The following is an 18624-nucleotide window of genomic DNA, read 5'->3' on the forward strand; positions in this document are numbered from 1 at the left end:
GCGTGGCCGGGGCAGTCAACGTGGGCATAGTGACGGGCTGGCGTCTCATACTCGACGTGCGCCGTCGAGATGGTGATGCCGCGGGCCTTTTCTTCCGGCGCTGCGTCGATCTGGTCATACGCCTTGAACTCGCCGAAATACTTCGTGATCGCGGCCGTCAGCGACGTCTTGCCATGGTCGACGTGGCCGATCGTGCCAATGTTAACGTGCGGCTTATTGCGCTCAAATTTGCTCTTTGCCATTTCCGGCTCTCCGTTTCCAACCCCTTTAAGGGGTAATTCTCTTGTTTCTGTCAGCTGGCGTTAGGCTCCGGTCACTTCTGACCGGAGTACTTCGCCTGGATTTCCTGTGCGACGTTCGACGGGACCGGCGAATAGTGATCGAAGGTCATCGAATACTGTGCGCGGCCCTGGCTCATCGAGCGCAGGTTATCCACGTACTTGAACATGTTGGCCAACGGTACGTTTGCGTTGATGACAACGGCAACACCGCGGGATTCCTGGCCCTGGATCTGGCCACGGCGCGAGTTCAGGTCGCCGATAACGTCACCGACGTAATCTTCCGGCGTGACGACTTCGACCTTCATCATCGGCTCGAGCAGCTGGGCGCCGGCCTTCTTTGCCGCTTCACGGAAGCAGGCGCGGGAGGCGATTTCGAAGGCGAGAACCGACGAGTCGACATCGTGGAAGGCGCCGTCGATGAGGGTCGCCTTGACGCCGAGCATCGGGAAGCCTGCGAGCGGACCCGAAGACAGAACGCTTTCGATGCCCTTCTGGACACCCGGGATGTATTCCTTCGGAACAGCACCGCCGACGATCTTCGATTCGAACTTGAAGTCTTCGCCTTCTTCGTTCGGTTCGAACACGATCTTGACGCGCGCGAACTGGCCGGTACCACCGGACTGCTTCTTGTGCGTGTAGTCTTCTTCGTGCTTCTTCGTGATGGTTTCGCGATAGGCAACCTGCGGCGCGCCGACAGTTGCTTCTACCTTGAACTCACGGCGCATGCGGTCGACCAGAATGTCGAGGTGGAGTTCACCCATGCCGGCGATGATCGTCTGGCCGGATTCTTCGTCCGTCTTGACGCGGAACGACGGATCTTCAGCAGCCAGGCGGTTGAGCGCGAGGCCCATCTTTTCCTGGTCGCCCTTGGTCTTCGGCTCGATGGCGATCTGGATGACCGGCTCGGGGAATTCCATGCGCTCGAGGATAACCTGCTTCAGCGGATCGCAGAGCGTGTCGCCGGTGGTGGTTTCCTTGAGGCCTGCGAGAGCAACGATGTCGCCTGCGAAGGCTTCTTCGATGTCTTCACGGGAGTTGGAATGCATCTGCAGCATACGGCCGACGCGCTCGCGCTTTTCCTTGACCGTGTTCATGACCGACGTGCCCTTTTCGAGCTTGCCGGAGTAGATACGGGCAAAGGTCAGCGAACCGACGAAGGGGTCGTTCATGATCTTGAACGCGAGCATCGAAAGCGGCTCTTCATCCGAAGGATGACGCTCGATTTCGGCTTCGGTCTTGACGTCGATGCCCCTGATCGCCGGAATGTCCAGCGGCGACGGCAGGTATTCAACAACGGCGTCGAGCAGCGGCTGAACGCCCTTGTTCTTGAACGCTGTACCGCAGAACATCGGATGGAACTTGACGTCGATCGTGCCGCGGCGAACCAGCGCGCGGATCTGATCGTTGTCAGGCATGACACCTTCGAGATAGGCTTCGGTCGCGGCTTCGTCGATCTCGACAACGGTCTCGATCAGCTTTTCGCGGTATTCCGCAGCCTTTGCCTTCATGTCTTCCGGAATTTCGACGACGTCCCACTGAGCGCCGAGCGATTCGTCGCGCCAGATCAGAGCGTTCATCTCGATCAGGTCGATCACGCCCTTAAACTCGGTTTCGGCGCCGATCGGCAGCTGCATGACAACAGCCGTTGCACCGAGACGGGTCTTGATCATTTCCACCGAGCGGTAGAAGTCCGCGCCGGTCTTGTCCATCTTGTTGCAGAAGATCATCCGCGGGACGTTGTACTTTTCAGCCTGGCGCCAGACGGTTTCCGTCTGCGGCTCTACACCGGCGTTGGCGTCGAGCAGGGCGATCGCACCGTCGAGAACGCGCAGCGAACGCTCGACTTCGATGGTGAAGTCGACGTGGCCGGGAGTGTCGATGATGTTGAACCGGCGCATCTTGCCGTCACGGCCCTTCCAGAAGGTCGTGGTGGCAGCGGACGTGATGGTGATACCGCGTTCCTGCTCCTGCTCCATCCAGTCCATGGTGGCAGCGCCGTCGTGGACTTCGCCGATCTTGTGCGACTTGCCCGTGTAGTACAAAATCCGCTCAGTCGTCGTGGTCTTGCCGGCGTCGATATGCGCCATGATACCAAAATTGCGGTAGTCTTCGATTTTATATTCGCGAGCCATAATGACTGCCTTTCGAAAATTGTTCGTCGATTACCAGCGGTAATGCGAGAATGCGCGGTTGGCGTCGGCCATCTTGTGCGTGTCTTCGCGCTTCTTGACGGCGCTACCACGGTTGTTCGCAGCATCCATGAGTTCGCCGCAAAGGCGATCGATCATGGTGGTTTCGTTGCGCTTGCGGGCAGCAGCGATCAGCCAGCGAATGGCAAGAGCCTGACGGCGCTCAGGACGAACATCGACCGGAACCTGGTAGGTTGCACCACCAACGCGGCGCGAACGGACTTCGACGTGCGGAGCGATGTTGTCGAGCGCCGAATGGAACACGGTGACCGGCTCCTGCTTCAGCTTGCCCTGAACCGCATCAAACGCACCGTAAACGATGCTTTCAGCAACCGACTTCTTACCATGAAGCATGATAGCATTCATGAACTTGGTGACGACCAGATCGCCGAACTTCGGGTCCGGATTGATCTCGCGCTTTTCTGCACTATGACGACGTGACATACTTTTGTCTCTCAACTTTGAACGGGCGCCTTAACACGCGGAGAACCTCGCGCAGCGCCTTAAATTGTGGAACCCGAATTACTTCGGACGCTTCGCACCATACTTCGAACGGCGCTGCTTACGGTTCTTGACACCCTGGGTATCGAGAACGCCGCGAATGATGTGGTACCGAACGCCCGGCAAGTCCTTTACACGGCCGCCGCGGATCATGACCACGGAGTGTTCCTGAAGATTGTGACCTTCGCCCGGAATGTAGCCGATGACTTCGAAGCCGTTGGTCAAACGGATCTTGGCAACCTTACGCAGAGCCGAGTTCGGCTTCTTCGGGGTCGTCGTATAGACGCGGGTGCAAACACCACGCTTCTGCGGGTTTTCCTGCAGAGCAGGAACCTTGTTGCGCTTTACCTGTGCCTGACGCGGCTTGCGGATCAGCTGGTTTACGGTAGGCATATAACCATCCCTTACAAATTCTGTCTCAATACCCTTACGGGCGGATCAATGCCGTCGCCGGCGGTTTCGAACGCTTCATAAATGCGCAAACGAGGGCCGATCCACTCTTCAGCAGATGACCCGCAAAAAAAGCAGAGGACACCGTATTTTCAGCGTCTTGCGTGCAGCATTTTTGTCTTCAGCGTGCGTTTCGAACCTTGTTTGAGGCGAACTCCAGAACGTGTCGTTCCGAACCAGCCAGCCTCACATGGGCTCCGATGGGGCGGGGTGTACTGATTTCGGGGTGTCCCGTCAAGGGGAATTAACAAATATTCCTGCCGCTACAGAGCTGACATGCCTGCAAATCAAGGCTTTGCCGCCGAAACCTGAGCCAGTGGCCGTCCGTGCGGAGCGGAATCGTCAAAGCGGCCGGCTCAACTTAAAGAATCATAAAGCAATTCTACAATTCGGCAAGAACAACGGGAATCGTCGTCCCTCACCCCCGACGATTCGTCGTGGAACAGTGTTTTTTCTTACGCGCGCGGGTGCGATACGCTGTAAGGTCAGCGCACACATCTTTCGAAAGAGGAAATAGCCATGACTGCCAAGCCGGACAATGACAACAATCTCGACGGTCCGATGATCTTCATCATCATCGGCAAGGCCTATGAGCAGGATGGCGATGAAGATGGCGTGGACATCCATGTGATGTTGCGCGCACCGGACGACGATACTGCCGTGCGCGAGGCCTTGAACGCGCTGGCCGAAGAAGGTTTCCTCGAGGCTGATCTCGACCAGATCGGCACTCTGAGCGATGTTCCGGACGAAGAGCCGCATGCCTCCGCCTACCAGGGTGCGCTGACCGGCGAAGTGGCGATCATCAAGTTCGGGTAACAGAGGACCTGGCGCTAGCGGATGCTATCGGCGTAAGCTGTAAATTCCCTTTGAAACGAAAATGCAAAAAGCCGCCCGGATCGCTCCGCGCGGCTTTTTCGATGGGCCGGAAAGGGCGGCAAACCGCCCTTCCCTTTTGAGCCTTACTCGGCTGCAGCTTCTTCCTTGGCTGCCATGTCGGCGAGCATCGGGGTAGCGGCATCCGCGCCCGTTCCCTTGCGGCGCTCTTCGAGGATCATCTCGTCGCGCGCGGTCGCAATGCGGCGGATCTGGGTCATCGTGCCACCGGTACCGGCCGGGATCAGGCGGCCGACGATGACGTTTTCCTTCAGACCCTGCAGGCCGTCGGTCTTGCCGGCGATCGCAGCTTCCGTCAGCACCTTGGTCGTTTCCTGGAAGGACGCGGCCGAGATGAAGGACGGCGTCTGCAGCGACGCCTTGGTGATGCCGAGCAGGACCGGATCGCCGTAAGCCGGCTTCTTGCCCTGTTCGATCAGCTGATCGTTGACATCTTCCAGTTCGATGCGGTCGACGCTGTCGCCAACGATATAGGTCGAGTCACCGGCGTCGGTCACTTCCACCTTCTGCAGCATCTGGCGAACGATCACCTCGATGTGCTTGTCGTTGATCACAACGCCCTGCAGACGGTAGACTTCCTGGATTTCGTTGACCAGGTAGGAAGCAAGTGCCTCCACGCCCTTGATCGCCAGGATGTCGTGCGGTGCCGGGTTACCGTCGAGGATGTAGTCACCCTTTTCGATATAGTCGCCATCCTGAAGATGGAAGGGCTTGCCCTTCGGGATCAGGTATTCGACCGGCTCCACACCGTCTTCCGCAGGCTCGATCAGCACGCGGCGCTTGTTCTTGTAGTCGCGGCCGAAGCGGATCGTACCATCGATTTCGGCGATGATCGCATGATCCTTCGGACGGCGCGCTTCGAAGAGTTCGGCAACGCGCGGCAGACCGCCGGTGATGTCCTTCGTCTTGGCGCTTTCCAGCGGCGAACGTGCAAGCACGTCACCCTGGGAGACCTTGGTGCCCGGCTCGACCGACAGAATGGCATCGACCGAAAGCATGAAGCGGGCGTCGCCACCACGCGACAGCTTCATGACTGCGCCGTTCTTGTCCTTGATGACGATCGCCGGCTTCAGGTCGATACCGCGCGGCGTCGAACGCCAGTCGATAACCTGACGCTTGGTGATGCCGGTTGCTTCGTCGGTCGCTTCCAGAACGGAGATACCATCGACGATATCTTCGAAATGAACCGTGCCTTCGACTTCCGTCATCATCGGACGCGTGTAAGGGTCCCACTCGGCCAGACGCTGGCCGCGCTTCACCTTGTCACCGTCATCGACGAAGATCTTCGAACCGTAGGCGACACGCTGCGAGGAGCGCTCGACGCCACGTTCGTCGAGGATCTGGATCGCCATGTTACGGCCCATCGCGACGAGAACGTTTTCCGAGTTGCGCAGCATGTTGCGGTTCTTGATCTGGATCGTACCTTCATAGGACGCTTCCAGGAACGAGCTATCGACCACCGTTGCCGTGCCGCCAAGGTGGAATGTACGCATGGTCAGCTGGGTGCCCGGCTCGCCGATCGACTGGGCGGCGATAACGCCGACAGCTTCACCCATGTTGACGGGTGTTCCGCGTGCAAGGTCACGGCCGTAGCAGACGCCGCAGACGCCGGTCTGGATTTCGCAAGTCAGTGCCGAGCGAATACGGATCGACTGGATGCCAGCCTTTTCGATTTCAACGACATCGGCTTCGAGGATCATCCGGCCGGCATCGACGATGCGATCACCGGTAATCGGGTGATCGATATTGTCGAGAGCCGTACGTCCGAGAACGCGGGCACCGATGGAGGCAACGACCTGACCAGCATCGACGATGGCAGTCATGGTGAGGCCGGTTTCGGTACCGCAATCCACCGAGTTGACGATGCAATCCTGCGCGACGTCAACAAGACGGCGGGTCAGGTAACCGGAGTTCGCGGTCTTCAGGGCGGTGTCTGCGAGACCCTTACGGGCACCGTGGGTCGAGTTGAAGTACTCGTTAACGGTCAGGCCTTCCTTGAAGTTCGAGATGATCGGCGTCTCGATGATTTCACCCGACGGCTTGGCCATCAGGCCGCGCATGCCACCGAGCTGGCGCATCTGGTTCGGTGAACCACGAGCACCCGAGTGCGACATCATGTAAATCGCGTTCATCGGCTTCTGACGGCCGTTATCGTCGAATTCGACAGCCTTAATGCGGGCCATCATGTCTTCGGCGACCTTGTCAGTTGCCTTGCCCCAGGCATCGACAACCTTGTTGTACTTTTCGCCCTGGGTGATCAGGCCGTCGTTGTACTGCTGTTCGTATTCCTTCACCAGGCTTTCGGTGTCACCGACGATCTTGGCCTTGGTATCCGGAATAACCATGTCGTCCTTGCCGAACGAAATGCCGGCGCGGCAGGCATGGGCGAAGCCGAGCTGCATGATGCGGTCGCAGAAAATGACCGTGTCCTTCTGGCCGCAATGGCGGTAGACCGTGTCGATCATCTTGGAGATGTTCTTCTTGGTCAGTTCCTGGTTGCAGACGTCGAACGGCACGTTGGCGTTCTTCGGCAGAAGTTCGCCGATGAGCATACGGCCAGGCGTCGTTTCATAGATCTTCGAAACAGGTTTGCCTTCGGCATCGACCGTCTTGAAGCGGCCGCGAATCTTGGCGTGCAGCGTCACCGACTTGGTTTCAAGCGCGTGATGCAGTTCGCCGAGATCGGAGAAGGCCATGCCTTCGCCCGGCTCGTTCTGGTTCAGGATCGACAGATAGTAGAGGCCGAGAACCATGTCCTGCGACGGAACGATAATCGGCGCACCGTTTGCCGGGTGCAGGATGTTGTTCGTCGACATCATCAGGACACGGGCTTCCAACTGCGCTTCGAGCGACAGCGGAACGTGAACGGCCATCTGGTCACCGTCGAAGTCGGCGTTGAAGGCCGTGCAGACGAGCGGATGCAGCTGGATCGCCTTACCTTCGACCAGCGTCGGTTCGAAGGCCTGGATGCCCAGGCGGTGGAGCGTCGGTGCACGGTTCAAGAGAACCGGATGCTCGCGAATAACCTCGTCGAGGATATCCCAGACTTCCGGCTTTTCCTTTTCAACCAGCTTCTTGGCCTGCTTGACGGTCGAGGAGTAACCCTTAGCGTCGAGACGGGCGTAGATGAACGGCTTGAACAGCTCGAGCGCCATCTTCTTCGGCAGGCCGCATTGGTGCAGCTTCAATTCCGGACCAGTCACGATGACGGAGCGGCCGGAATAGTCGACGCGCTTGCCGAGCAGGTTCTGGCGGAAGCGGCCCTGCTTACCCTTGAGCATGTCGGACAGCGACTTCAGCGGACGCTTGTTGGCACCGGTGATGACGCGGCCACGGCGGCCGTTGTCGAACAGGGCGTCAACGGATTCCTGCAGCATGCGCTTTTCGTTGCGGATGATGATGCCAGGCGCACGAAGCTCGATCAGGCGCTTCAAACGGTTGTTGCGGTTGATGACGCGGCGATAGAGGTCGTTGAGGTCGGACGTCGCGAAACGGCCGCCATCGAGCGGAACCAACGGACGCAGATCCGGCGGGATCACCGGCACGACCTTCATGATCATCCATTCCGGGCGGTTGCCGGATTCCATGAAGTTCTCGACGATCTTCAGGCGCTTCATCAGCTTCTTCTGCTTCAGCTCGGACGTGGTGTCAGCCATTTCCGCGCGCAGATCGCCAGCGATCTTTTCGAGATTCATCGAAGCCAGCATCTCGTAGATGGCTTCAGCGCCGATCATCGCCGTGAACTGATCTTCGCCGAACTCGTCGACGGCGATCATGTATTCTTCTTCCGACAGAAGCTGATTTTCCTTCAGCGACGTCAGGCCCGGCTCGGTGACGATGTAGTTTTCGAAGTAAAGGACGCGCTCGATATCCTTCAGCGTCATGTCGAGCAGCGTCGCGATGCGGCTCGGCAGGGACTTCAGGAACCAGATATGGGCAACCGGAGCTGCAAGCTCGATATGGCCCATGCGCTCACGGCGAACGCGCGACAACGTCACTTCGACGCCGCACTTTTCGCAGATGATGCCCTTGTACTTCATGCGCTTGTACTTGCCGCACAGGCACTCATAGTCCTTGATCGGACCAAAGATACGCGCGCAGAAAAGACCGTCGCGCTCCGGCTTGAACGTGCGGTAGTTGATGGTTTCCGGCTTCTTGATCTCACCGTAGGACCAGGAGAGAATCTTCTCCGGAGAAGCAATCGAAATCCGGATGGAATCGAATGTCTGTGCAGGCACCTGCGGATTGAAAAGGTTCATGACCTCTTGGTTCATGCCTATCTCCTTTATGGGCGGGAACGCCCTAAGCTTGGCAAGGGTGCCGGCAAATCCCGGGCGCCGGCCCCTGCTTGAAACGGATAAAACCGCATGAGATGCGGCCGCATTTCCTACCCTGTCTCACCAATGCGAGATCCGGGTGGAAACGGTGCGCGCCGCTTTTTGAAGCGGCACGCACCTTGATGTTTTTACTCGGCGGCGTCCGGCAGCTGTGTCGCCGTGGCGAGTTCGTCGAGCTTGGAATTCTCCAGTTCGACGCTGAGGCCCAGCGAACGCATTTCCTTGACGAGAACGTTGAAGCTCTCCGGAATACCGGCCTCGAACGTGTCGTCGCCACGGACGATCGCTTCGTAGACCTTGGTACGGCCGGCCACGTCGTCGGACTTCACCGTCAGCATTTCCTGCAGGGTGTAGGCGGCGCCGTAGGCTTCGAGAGCCCAGACTTCCATTTCCCCGAAGCGCTGACCGCCGAACTGCGCCTTGCCGCCCAGCGGCTGCTGGGTAACGAGCGAGTAAGGACCGATCGAACGGGCGTGGATCTTGTCGTCGACAAGGTGGTTCAGCTTCAGCATGTAGATGTAGCCGACGGTCACCTGACGGTCGAACTGATCGCCGGTACGGCCATCATAGAGCGTCGACTGGCCGGAAACCTTCAGGCCTGCCTGTTCCAGCATCTCGTTGACGTCGGCTTCCACCGCGCCGTCGAAGACCGGGGTCGCAATCGAAACGCCGCGACGGGTCTGCTCGGCCAGACGGACGATCGATTCATCGTCGTAGTCCTTGATCGGCTCGCCCTTCGGACCGGAACCAATGACGCTGTCGATGGTATCGCGCAGGGGCTTGATGTTCTCGCCTGCCTTATAGGCGTCGAGCATGGCGCCGATCTTCTTGCCCATGCCGGCGCAGGCCCAACCCAGATGGGTTTCAAGGATCTGGCCGACGTTCATGCGCGAGGGCACGCCGAGCGGGTTCAAGACGACGTCAACATGCGTGCCGTCTTCCAGGAACGGCATGTCTTCGATCGGAACGATGCGGGAAACCACACCCTTGTTGCCGTGACGGCCGGCCATCTTGTCGCCCGGCTGGATCTTGCGCTTCACAGCGACGAAGACCTTGACCATTTTCATGACGCCCGGAGGCATTTCATCGCCGCGCTGGACCTTTTCGACCTTGTCCATGAAGCGATGCTCGAGCAGCGACTTGGATTCGTCGTACTGGCCGCGCAGAGCTTCGACTTCGCCCTGAGCCTTTTCGTCCTCAACTGCGAACATCCACCACTGCGAGCGGGGATATTCGGAGATGACGGCGTTCGAAAGCTCTGTGCCCTTCTTGAAGCCCTTCGGACCGGCAACGGCGACGTGGCCGCGCAGCATGTCGAGAAGACGCGAGTAGACGTTGCGATCCAGGATCGCCTGTTCGTCGTCGCGGTCCTTGGCAAGACGCTCGATCTCTTCCCGCTCGATCGCCATCGCGCGTTCGTCTTTTTCCACGCCATGGCGGTTGAAGACGCGAACTTCGACGATGGTGCCGAAGGTGCCCGGAGGCATGCGCATGGAGGTATCGCGGACGTCGGAGGCCTTTTCACCGAAGATGGCGCGCAGAAGCTTTTCTTCCGGCGTCATCGGGCTTTCGCCCTTCGGGGTGATCTTGCCGACCAGAATGTCGCCAGGAGCCACTTCCGCACCGATGTAGACGATACCGGCTTCGTCGAGGTTCTTCAGCGCTTCTTCCGAAACGTTCGGAATGTCGCGGGTGATTTCTTCCGGACCAAGCTTGGTGTCGCGCGCCATCACTTCGAACTCTTCGATGTGGATGGAGGTGAACACGTCGTCGCGAACGATACGCTCGGACAGCAGGATCGAGTCTTCGTAGTTGTAGCCGTTCCACGGCATGAACGCGACGAGCGCGTTGCGGCCGAGCGCCAGGTCACCGAGGTCGGTCGACGGACCGTCAGCGATGATGTCGCCCTTGTTCAGAATGTCACCGACGGTGACCAGCGGACGCTGGTTGACGCAGGTGTTCTGGTTGGAACGCTGGAACTTCTGCAGGCGGTAGATATCGACGCCGGACTTGCCGGCCTGGAGATCTTCCGTCGCACGGATAACGATACGGGTAGCATCGACCTGGTCGACCACACCGCCACGGCGGGCAGCGATAGCAGCACCGGAGTCGCGGGCAACGATCGGCTCCATGCCGGTACCGACGAACGGAGCTTCCGCACGCAGCAGAGGCACGGCCTGACGCTGCATGTTGGAGCCCATCAGCGCGCGGTTGGCGTCGTCGTTTTCCAGGAACGGAATGAGCGCCGCCGCCACAGACACGAGCTGCTTGGGCGAAACGTCCATCAGGTTCACGACGTCGCGCGGTGCGAGCATAACGTCACCGGCGTGGCGGCAAACAACGAATTCTTCAACGAAGGACTGGTCCTCGTTGAGTTCGGAGTTGGCCTGAGCCACGTGGTACTTGGCTTCTTCCATCGCCGACAGATAGACGACATCCTTGGTCACCTTACCGTCGATGATCTTGCGGTAAGGGCTTTCGATGAAGCCATACTTGTTGACGCGGGCAAACGTCGCCAGCGAGTTGATCAGACCGATGTTCGGGCCTTCCGGCGTTTCAATCGGGCAGATACGACCGTAGTGGGTCGGGTGAACGTCGCGGACTTCGAAGCCTGCGCGTTCGCGCGTCAGACCGCCCGGTCCAAGCGCCGAAAGGCGGCGCTTGTGGGTGATTTCCGACAGCGGGTTGACCTGGTCCATGAACTGCGACAGCTGCGAGGAGCCGAAGAATTCGCGAACGGCTGCGGCAGCCGGCTTGGCGTTGATCAGGTCCTGCGGCATGACAGTGTCGATTTCGATCGACGACATGCGCTCCTTGATCGCGCGCTCCATGCGCAGCAAGCCGAGGCGATACTGATTTTCCATCAGTTCGCCGACCGAACGGACACGGCGGTTGCCGAGGTTGTCGATGTCGTCGATTTCGCCCTTGCCGTCGCGCAGGTCAACGAGCATCTTGACAACAGCCAGGATGTCTTCCTTGCGCAGGATACGAACGGTATCGGCAGCATCCACGTCCAGGCGCATGTTCATCTTCACGCGGCCGACGGCGGAGAGATCGTAACGCTCCGCATCGAAGAACAGCGTGTTGAACATGGCTTCGGCCGAATCCATGGTCGGCGGCTCGCCGGGACGCATGACGCGGTAGATGTCGAACAGAGCGTCCTGACGGTTCTCGTTCTTGTCCACGGCGAGCGTATTGCGGATATAGGCGCCGACATTGATATGGTCGATGTCGAGGACCGGGATTTCGTCGAAACCAGCCCCGAGGATAACGCCGAGCGTCTTCTCGTCGATTTCATCGCCGGCTTCGAGGAAGATTTCACCGGTCGACATGTTGACGAGATCTTCGGCAAGGAAGTTGCCGTAAAGTTCGTCGTCGGTCGCCTTGATGGCCTTGAGGCCCTTCTCGGTGAGCTGCTTCAAGAGACGTGGGGTCAGCTTCTTGCCGGATTCCACGACCACTTCGCCGGTGTCGGCGTCGATCAGGTCGGAAAGAGCCTTCTGGCCCTTGAGAACGTCCGGCTGGAACGGAATCCGCCAGCCCTTGCCGTCGCGCTGATAAAGCGACTTGGTGTAGAAGGTATCGAGGATTTCCTCGCCATCCATGCCGAGCGCCATCAGAAGCGACGTGACAGGGATCTTGCGGCGACGGTCGATACGGGCGTGCACAACGTCCTTGGCATCGAATTCGATGTCGAGCCAGGAGCCGCGATACGGGATGACGCGGGCAGCAAACAGAAGCTTGCCCGACGAATGGCTCTTGCCCTTGTCGTGGTCGAAGAACACGCCCGGCGACCGGTGCATCTGGGAGACGATGACGCGCTCGGTGCCGTTGACGATGAACGTACCGTTGTTGGTCATGAGCGGCATGTCGCCCATGTAAACGTTCTGTTCCTTGATGTCCTTGATCGACTTGGCGCCCGTATCCTCGTCAATATCGAACACGATGAGGCGCAGCGTCACCTTCAGCGGCGCAGCGTAAGTCAGATCGCGCTGACGGCATTCCTCAACGTCGAACTTCGGCTGTTCGAACTCGTAGGACACGAATTCGAGCATCGAAGCGCCGGAGAAATCGGTGATCGGGAAAACCGATTTGAAAACGGACTGAAGCCCCTCGTCCGGACGGCCGCCCTGCGGCTCGTCGACCATGAGGAACTGGTCGTAGGATGCCTTTTGAACCTCGATGAGGTTCGGCATTTCTGCGACTTCGGGAATTTTACCAAAAAACTTGCGTACGCGCCTACGACCATTGAAAGAAAGGGTCTGAGCCATCGTCGCTCCTTCAAATTTTGCATCCGGGCCTGCAACGGACGGGAACCGATGGCCAGTCGACCCCGTCAATCAATGGGTTGTTCAATCTCGTCCAACCTCCAAAAACGCTCAGCGCGGATTGCTGTGCTGTTTCCGGATCGAGACTATCCTCTTGAAGAACCCATTACCCAAAAGCCGTTTTCAATAGGCTTTTGGGTAATACGTTCAGAAAGCGGTCAAAGAGAGGCGGCCATTTCCATGGCCACCTCCCCTTAAAAACAAGCAGAATTACTTGACGTCAACCTTGGCGCCAGCTTCTTCGAGCTTCTTCTTGAGGTCAGCGGCTTCAGCCTTGGAAACGCCTTCCTTGACAGCCTTCGGAGCGGCTTCAACGAGGTCCTTGGCTTCCTTCAGGCCGAGGCCTGTGATCGCGCGGACTTCCTTGATGACGTTGATCTTGTTTGCGCCGGCATCAGCGAGGATGACGTCGAATTCAGTCTTTTCTTCTTCAACGGCAGCAGCAGCGCCAGCACCGCCAGCAGCAGCAACAGCTACCGGAGCAGCGGCGGAAACGCCCCACTTTTCTTCAAGAAGCTTCGACAGTTCTGCAGCTTCCAGAACGGTCAACGAGGAGAGGTCTTCAACGATCTTAGAGAGATCAGCCATTTTTTAGTTCCTTTTGTTCGGTTCGAACTTGGTTTGATATAACAACGAAAAACCGCCTTATGCGGCTTCTTCGTCCTTCTTGGCATAGGCTGCAAACACGCGGGCAAGCTGGCTTGCCGGTGCTGCCACAACCGATGCGATGCGCGTTGCCGGGGTCTGAATCATACCCAGCAGCTTTGCACGCAGCTCGTCCAGCGACGGCAGGGTCGCAAGCGACTTGACTGCATCCGCGGACAGCGTGGTTGCTCCCATGGCGCCGCCCAGAACAACGATCTTGTCGTTGGTCTTGGCGAAGTCCATGAGGACCTTTGGAGCCGTGATCGGGTCGGCGCTGAATGCTACCAGCGTCTGACCCTTGAAGAGATTGGACATCCCTTCGGCTTCCGTACCCTGAAGGGCGATCTTGGCCAGGCGGTTCTTCGCGACTTTGACGGTGCCGCCAGCAGCGCGCATCTTCGAACGGAAGTCGTTCATCTGTGCGACTGTGACACCAGCATAGTGGGCCACGACAACCGAACCGGCGCCCTTGAAGGACTCGTTCAGCTCCGTGACGAATTCGCGTTTTTCCGCTCTTTCCACTGCCTATCTCCAGTTGACTGGACCGCAAAACACAGTCCAGTCGGTTTGCCTTTGCCGCACGGGATCAGAGTTGATCTCACGCGACGCTCGAGGATCCTGTCCCCTGCGCGTTCCCGTGTAACGGGTCCGGCACAAGGCAAGCCGAGGTTCGAACCGAATTCCCACGCTTGCGCGCGTCAAATGAAATTCGGGACTCACCCGTCTCATGCAGGCTGAAGTGATTAAGGGATAACCACCTGCAATCTCGGACAGGAGTTCCGGGTTTGATCCCGGAATTTCCGGCCCCGAAGGGCCGGAAATCTGTGACCGGACGAAAGTCCGGATAAACTTGATTAAGCGGCGCTAACCGTCGACGGATCGATCTTGACGCCCGGACCCATGGTCGAGGAAATCGCGACACGCTTGACGTAGTTGCCCTTGGCGCCAGCCGGCTTTGCCTTGATGACCGCATCAGCGAAAGCGCGGATGTTTTCTTCAAGAGCAGCAGCATCGAACGATGCCTTGCCGATGCCGGCGTGAACGATACCGGCCTTTTCGACGCGGAACTCGACTGCGCCGCCCTTCGATGCCTTGACAGCACCGGCGACGTCCATGGTGACGGTTCCGACCTTCGGGTTCGGCATCATGCCGCGCGGGCCGAGAACCTTACCGAGACGGCCGACGAGCGGCATCATGTCCGGAGTGGCGATGCAGCGATCGAAATCGATCTTGCCGCTCTGAACGATGTCAACGAGGTCTTCCGCGCCGACGATGTCTGCGCCGGCAGCCTTGGCTTCATCAGCCTTGGCGCCGCGTGCGAACACGGCAACGCGAACGTCGCGGCCGGTGCCGTTCGGCAGGTTGACAACGCCACGGACCATCTGGTCGGCATGACGCGGATCAACACCGAGGTTCATCGCAACTTCGATGGTTTCGTCGAACTTGGCGATCGCACGGGCCTTCACCAGGGTGATGGCTTCCGACAGAGCAACGAGCTTCGTCGGGTCGATGCCTTCGCGGGTCTTCTGTACACGCTTTGCAAGCTTTGCCATGATCTTAGCCCACCACTTCCAGACCCATGGCGCGGGCGGAGCCCTCGATCATGGTCATTGCGCCTTCGATATCGGCTGCGTTCAGGTCCTTCATCTTGGCTTCGGCGATCGACTTGATCTGAGCCTTGGTGAGCTTGCCTGCGGTCGCACCCTTGCCCGGCGTCTTCGAGCCGGACGAGATCTTTGCTTCCTTCTTCAGGAAGTAGCTGACTGGCGGCTGCTTCATGACGAAAGTGAAGGACTTGTCCTGGTAATAGGTGATGACGACCGGGATCGGCATGCCCTTTTCCATTTCCTGCGTAGCCGCATTGAACGACTTGCAGAATTCCATGATGTTAATGCCACGCTGACCAAGCGCCGGGCCGATCGGCGGGGACGGGTTTGCCGATCCTGCCTTGACCTGAAGCTTGAGCTGGCCTGCAACTTTCTTAGCCATATCTCTCTGCCTTTATGGTTTTCCAGGCTCCCTTCCGCCAACGGCAGATCGGAACCGGAAATGTTCTGGCCGGTTTCCCGGCCCTTCATGCCACGCTTGAAAAGCGCGGCGGCTGCGGTTGCGTGGTGCGGAACCAGGTCCGGCTAAGACCCTTAATCCTTCCACGCGGATTGCGGGTTGCCCCGCCTTACCGGATAGGAATATCCGGAAACAAAAGAGTGCCGCGCAGCCAGACAATCCCGGCGCTGCGGCACTCTGAAATCAGACTTTTTCGACCTGAGCGTACTCAAGGTCCACAGGCGTGGCGCGGCCAAAGATCGAAACTTCGACCTTGAGGCGCGACCGTTCTTCGTCAACGTCCTGAACGATACCGTTGAACGAAGCGAACGGACCGTCGGACACGCGAACCTGCTCACCGACTTCGAAGGAAATCGAAGGCTTCGGACGATCGACGCCATCCTGCACCTGACCAAGGATACGCTCGGCCTCGAAATCCGGAATCGGAACCGGCTTATTGTCGGAACCGAGGAACCCGGTCACCTTCGGGGTATTCTTGATAAGGTGATAGGCCTCATCCGTCAGGTTGGCGCGCACCAGCACGTAACCCGGAAAGAACTTGCGCTCGGCGTCGACCTTGCGGCCACGGCGAACCTCTACGACCTTCTCGGTCGGAACGAGAATCTTTTCAAACAGATGGCTCAGGCCCTTCTGCTTGGCTTTTTCCTCGATCGATTCAGCGACCTTCTTCTCGAAATTCGAGTAGGCGTGAACGATGTACCAACGCGCTGCCATATTCATCCCCAACCGTTCAAACGCCAGCATTCAGGACCAGGCCGATCAGCCAGCCCATCAGTTGGTCCGCAGCAAAAAAGAACGTAGCCGCAAAGAAGACCATGACGAATACCATCAGCGTCGAGATCATCGTCTCGCGCCGCGAAGGCCACGTCACTTTCGCCGTCTCGGAGCGCACCTGCTGCAGAAACGTAAATGGATTTGTTTTGGATGCCATTGAATGCTCACGCCTTAACGGCCCGTAAAGCTGACGATCAGCCCCACGCGCCGCGTGTCTGTTTGAACCCTACATAAAGACCGATTCTATATATCACAAGAGGTCAACGGTCTTTTTGCGAAATTAGCCGGAAAAAGCGAACTTTCTCCCCGAATAGTCTACCACGTCGTCGCTGCAAATATGCGCCATATCGAATGGCAGGGGCAGCAGGGCTCGAACCTGCGACCTGCGGTTTTGGAGACCGCCGCTCTACCAACTGAGCTATACCCCTAGACCCGCTGCGCAATCTGCTTGAAAGCCGAAGCGCCGCGATAAGTCTGCGGCTTATTATTCAGTTTGCCGCAGGATGACAAGCGCCTTTGCCGGAAAAAAGAAAAGAAATCCGTATCCGGACATCTTTTTCCCAGCCTGATATCCGCCGCTCACACGTCGACATATTTGCGCCAGTCGTGTTCTTCCCTAAAGCCCAGCACGTCACGGATCTTCCGGTTCGAAAGCAGCCCCTCAAACGTGCCGATCTCGCGCGTAAACGGCACATTTGGAAAGTACCGGGCCGCCAGTTCCTTCGTCGGTGTATTGGCCGACACGGTATCGTTGGCTGCGTTGAAGACCTGGAAACCGAGACCGTCCTTCTCGATGCAGAGCTTGACGATCTGTCCGAGATCGCGGGCGTCGATATAGCTCCAGGCAACGCGCTTGCGGATTTCCGGATTGGCGAAATATGCGGGGAACCGTTCGTATTCATGCGGTTCGATGACGTTACCGATCCGCAAAGCATAGATATCGGCCCCGGAGCGCTCGGCAAAGGCGCGCGCCGTCTTCTCGTTCACCACCTTCGACAGCCCGTAGGAATCCATCGGATTGACATCGTAGTCCTCATCCAGCGGAAACTGATGGAAATCGCGGTGACCTTCGGCAAAGCAGACGCCGTAGGTGGTTTCGCTGGAGGCGACGATGATCTTGCGGATGCCGAACTTCACGGCCGCCTCGATCACATTGTAGGTCCCCATCGTGTTGATGCGGAAGGTCTCGTTGTCCGGCTTGATCAGGATCCGCGGCACGGCGGCGAAATGCACCACCGCATCGAACGGCTGCGGTCCCTGCCCCTGTTCCAGATCCGGGAAATCCCGATGCATCGACATCACATTGAACATCTGGCCGCTATCGGTGATATCCGCAATCAGATTGGTAACGCCCGGGCTCTCCAGCGGCGTCAGATCGACATTGTGCACCTGGTAGCCGGCCTCCACCAGATAGGGCACCGCATGCCGCCCCGCCTTGCCAGCCCCGCCAGTAAACAAAATTCGCTTGCTCATGACATTCCTCCGTTCCGCTGCCGCCTGTGCAGGCGAGCGCATACCGCGCCGGTATGGACTGCCTGTTCCTGCGCTGCAACTGCATTTCTCCAAGCCAAGAAATGAAGGAACGCATGGTGCGTTCTATTTCTTGGCGCACTCAATCTGGACCACCCGTCGCCAGACAACAAAAAACCCCGCTGTTGCCAGCGGGGTTCTTGTCAGTTCGTGCTATCGACGATTACTCGACGATGCCGGCGCCGCGCGCAAATCGCGCTTGCGCGCCATTTGCGCCACTTTTCTGCGTCGGCAGCTTTCGGCCCGTCTATCGATTGTTATTCAACAATCGAAGCGACGATGCCGGCGCCGCGTGCAAATCGCGCTTGCGCGCCATTTGCACCACTTTTCTGCGTCGGCAGCTTTCGGCCCGTCTATCGATTGTTATTCAACAATCGAAGCGACGATGCCGGCGCCGACGGTGCGGCCGCCTTCGCGGATAGCGAAGCGCAGCTTTTCTTCCATGGCGATCGGAACGATCAGCTCAACGGCAACGGTGACGTTGTCGCCAGGCATAACCATTTCCGTGCCTTCCGGAAGCGACACGATGCCGGTCACGTCCGTCGTGCGGAAATAGAACTGCGGACGGTAGTTGGTGAAGAACGGCGTATGACGGCCGCCTTCTTCCTTCGTCAGGATGTAGGCTTCA

The 18624-nt window shown here is 58.5% G+C and carries 15 protein-coding genes and 1 tRNA gene; 1 reads left to right on the forward strand and 15 read right to left on the reverse strand.

The window, feature by feature from the left end:
• From AC1D17_RS23770 to rpsL, 4 genes are all read right to left on the reverse strand, one after another.
• On the reverse strand, nt 1-242 hold a 242-nt coding region (locus AC1D17_RS23770; protein ID WP_477567768.1), incomplete at its 3' end, for a GTP-binding protein.
• A 71-nt stretch (nt 243-313) separates the two neighbouring features.
• The gene (fusA, locus tag AC1D17_RS23775; protein ID WP_477567769.1) at nt 314-2413 is read right to left on the reverse strand and encodes an elongation factor G; all 2100 of its coding nucleotides are present in this window, start codon (nt 2411-2413) and stop codon (nt 314-316) included.
• A gap of 30 nt (nt 2414-2443) precedes the next feature.
• Nucleotides 2444-2914, reverse strand: a complete 471-nt coding sequence (rpsG, locus tag AC1D17_RS23780; RefSeq protein WP_068959370.1) for a 30S ribosomal protein S7 — start codon at nt 2912-2914, stop codon at nt 2444-2446.
• A 78-nt stretch (nt 2915-2992) separates the two neighbouring features.
• Nucleotides 2993-3364, reverse strand: coding sequence for a 30S ribosomal protein S12 (rpsL, locus tag AC1D17_RS23785; protein ID WP_003507760.1), 372 nt, complete (start codon nt 3362-3364; stop codon nt 2993-2995).
• A 576-nt stretch (nt 3365-3940) separates the two neighbouring features.
• Between rpsL and AC1D17_RS23790 the strand changes: the two genes are divergently transcribed.
• Nucleotides 3941-4237 carry a transcriptional regulator gene (locus AC1D17_RS23790; protein ID WP_477567770.1) on the forward strand — a complete coding sequence of 99 codons (297 nt, stop codon included), beginning with the start codon at nt 3941-3943 and terminating at the stop codon, nt 4235-4237.
• A 143-nt stretch (nt 4238-4380) separates the two neighbouring features.
• On the opposite strand, the gene rpoC is transcribed toward AC1D17_RS23790, so the two are convergent.
• The 11 genes from rpoC to AC1D17_RS23845 form a co-directional block, all read right to left on the reverse strand.
• A complete protein-coding gene (gene rpoC / locus AC1D17_RS23795) occupies nt 4381-8589 on the reverse strand; it encodes a DNA-directed RNA polymerase subunit beta' (RefSeq protein WP_264224007.1) in 4209 nt (1402 codons plus the stop codon).
• 191 nt (nt 8590-8780) lie between these two features.
• Nucleotides 8781-12923, reverse strand: coding sequence for a DNA-directed RNA polymerase subunit beta (rpoB, locus tag AC1D17_RS23800; RefSeq protein WP_477567771.1), 4143 nt, complete (start codon nt 12921-12923; stop codon nt 8781-8783).
• A 267-nt stretch (nt 12924-13190) separates the two neighbouring features.
• Nucleotides 13191-13568 carry a 50S ribosomal protein L7/L12 gene (rplL, locus tag AC1D17_RS23805; protein WP_113532249.1) on the reverse strand — a complete coding sequence of 126 codons (378 nt, stop codon included), beginning with the start codon at nt 13566-13568 and terminating at the stop codon, nt 13191-13193.
• Between the two features lie 57 nt (nt 13569-13625).
• A complete protein-coding gene (gene rplJ / locus AC1D17_RS23810; protein WP_037103356.1) occupies nt 13626-14147 on the reverse strand; it encodes a 50S ribosomal protein L10 in 522 nt (173 codons plus the stop codon).
• A gap of 332 nt (nt 14148-14479) precedes the next feature.
• Nucleotides 14480-15178 carry a 50S ribosomal protein L1 gene (gene rplA / locus AC1D17_RS23815; protein ID WP_477567772.1) on the reverse strand — a complete coding sequence of 233 codons (699 nt, stop codon included), beginning with the start codon at nt 15176-15178 and terminating at the stop codon, nt 14480-14482.
• A gap of 4 nt (nt 15179-15182) precedes the next feature.
• Complete coding sequence (gene rplK / locus AC1D17_RS23820) at nt 15183-15614, reverse strand: 50S ribosomal protein L11 (protein WP_264224004.1); 432 nt, start codon at nt 15612-15614, stop codon at nt 15183-15185.
• 261 nt (nt 15615-15875) lie between these two features.
• Nucleotides 15876-16406 carry a transcription termination/antitermination protein NusG gene (gene nusG, locus AC1D17_RS23825; RefSeq protein ID WP_060505015.1) on the reverse strand — a complete coding sequence of 177 codons (531 nt, stop codon included), beginning with the start codon at nt 16404-16406 and terminating at the stop codon, nt 15876-15878.
• A 16-nt stretch (nt 16407-16422) separates the two neighbouring features.
• Nucleotides 16423-16623: a preprotein translocase subunit SecE gene (gene secE, locus AC1D17_RS23830; protein WP_477567773.1), complete on the reverse strand. Its 201-nt coding sequence runs from the start codon at nt 16621-16623 to the stop codon at nt 16423-16425.
• A 195-nt stretch (nt 16624-16818) separates the two neighbouring features.
• Nucleotides 16819-16894, reverse strand: a tRNA-Trp gene (locus AC1D17_RS23835).
• 151 nt (nt 16895-17045) lie between these two features.
• Entirely contained in the window at nt 17046-17939 is an 894-nt protein-coding gene (locus tag AC1D17_RS23840; RefSeq protein WP_477567774.1) for an NAD-dependent epimerase/dehydratase family protein, read from the reverse strand.
• A gap of 420 nt (nt 17940-18359) precedes the next feature.
• Nucleotides 18360-18624, reverse strand: a 265-nt coding sequence (locus AC1D17_RS23845; protein ID WP_477566639.1) for an EF-Tu C-terminal domain-related protein, incomplete at its 5' end; no start/stop codon positions are given.

Source organism: Pararhizobium sp. P1_E7 (assembly GCF_056405855.1).

Coding starts and splice junctions, on each gene's coding strand:
- fusA (WP_477567769.1), bottom strand. CDS start 2,413: ATGGCTCGCGAATATAAAATCGAAGACTACCGCAATTTTGGTATCATG.
- rpsG (WP_068959370.1), bottom strand. CDS start 2,914: ATGTCACGTCGTCATAGTGCAGAAAAGCGCGAGATCAATCCGGACCCG.
- rpsL (WP_003507760.1), bottom strand. CDS start 3,364: ATGCCTACCGTAAACCAGCTGATCCGCAAGCCGCGTCAGGCACAGGTA.
- AC1D17_RS23790 (WP_477567770.1), top strand. CDS start 3,941: ATGACTGCCAAGCCGGACAATGACAACAATCTCGACGGTCCGATGATC.
- rpoC (WP_264224007.1), bottom strand. CDS start 8,589: ATGAACCAAGAGGTCATGAACCTTTTCAATCCGCAGGTGCCTGCACAG.
- rpoB (WP_477567771.1), bottom strand. CDS start 12,923: ATGGCTCAGACCCTTTCTTTCAATGGTCGTAGGCGCGTACGCAAGTTT.
- rplL (WP_113532249.1), bottom strand. CDS start 13,568: ATGGCTGATCTCTCTAAGATCGTTGAAGACCTCTCCTCGTTGACCGTT.
- rplA (WP_477567772.1), bottom strand. CDS start 15,178: ATGGCAAAGCTTGCAAAGCGTGTACAGAAGACCCGCGAAGGCATCGAC.
- rplK (WP_264224004.1), bottom strand. CDS start 15,614: ATGGCTAAGAAAGTTGCAGGCCAGCTCAAGCTTCAGGTCAAGGCAGGA.
- nusG (WP_060505015.1), bottom strand. CDS start 16,406: ATGGCAGCGCGTTGGTACATCGTTCACGCCTACTCGAATTTCGAGAAG.
- secE (WP_477567773.1), bottom strand. CDS start 16,623: ATGGCATCCAAAACAAATCCATTTACGTTTCTGCAGCAGGTGCGCTCC.
- AC1D17_RS23840 (WP_477567774.1), bottom strand. CDS start 17,939: ATGAGCAAGCGAATTTTGTTTACTGGCGGGGCTGGCAAGGCGGGGCGG.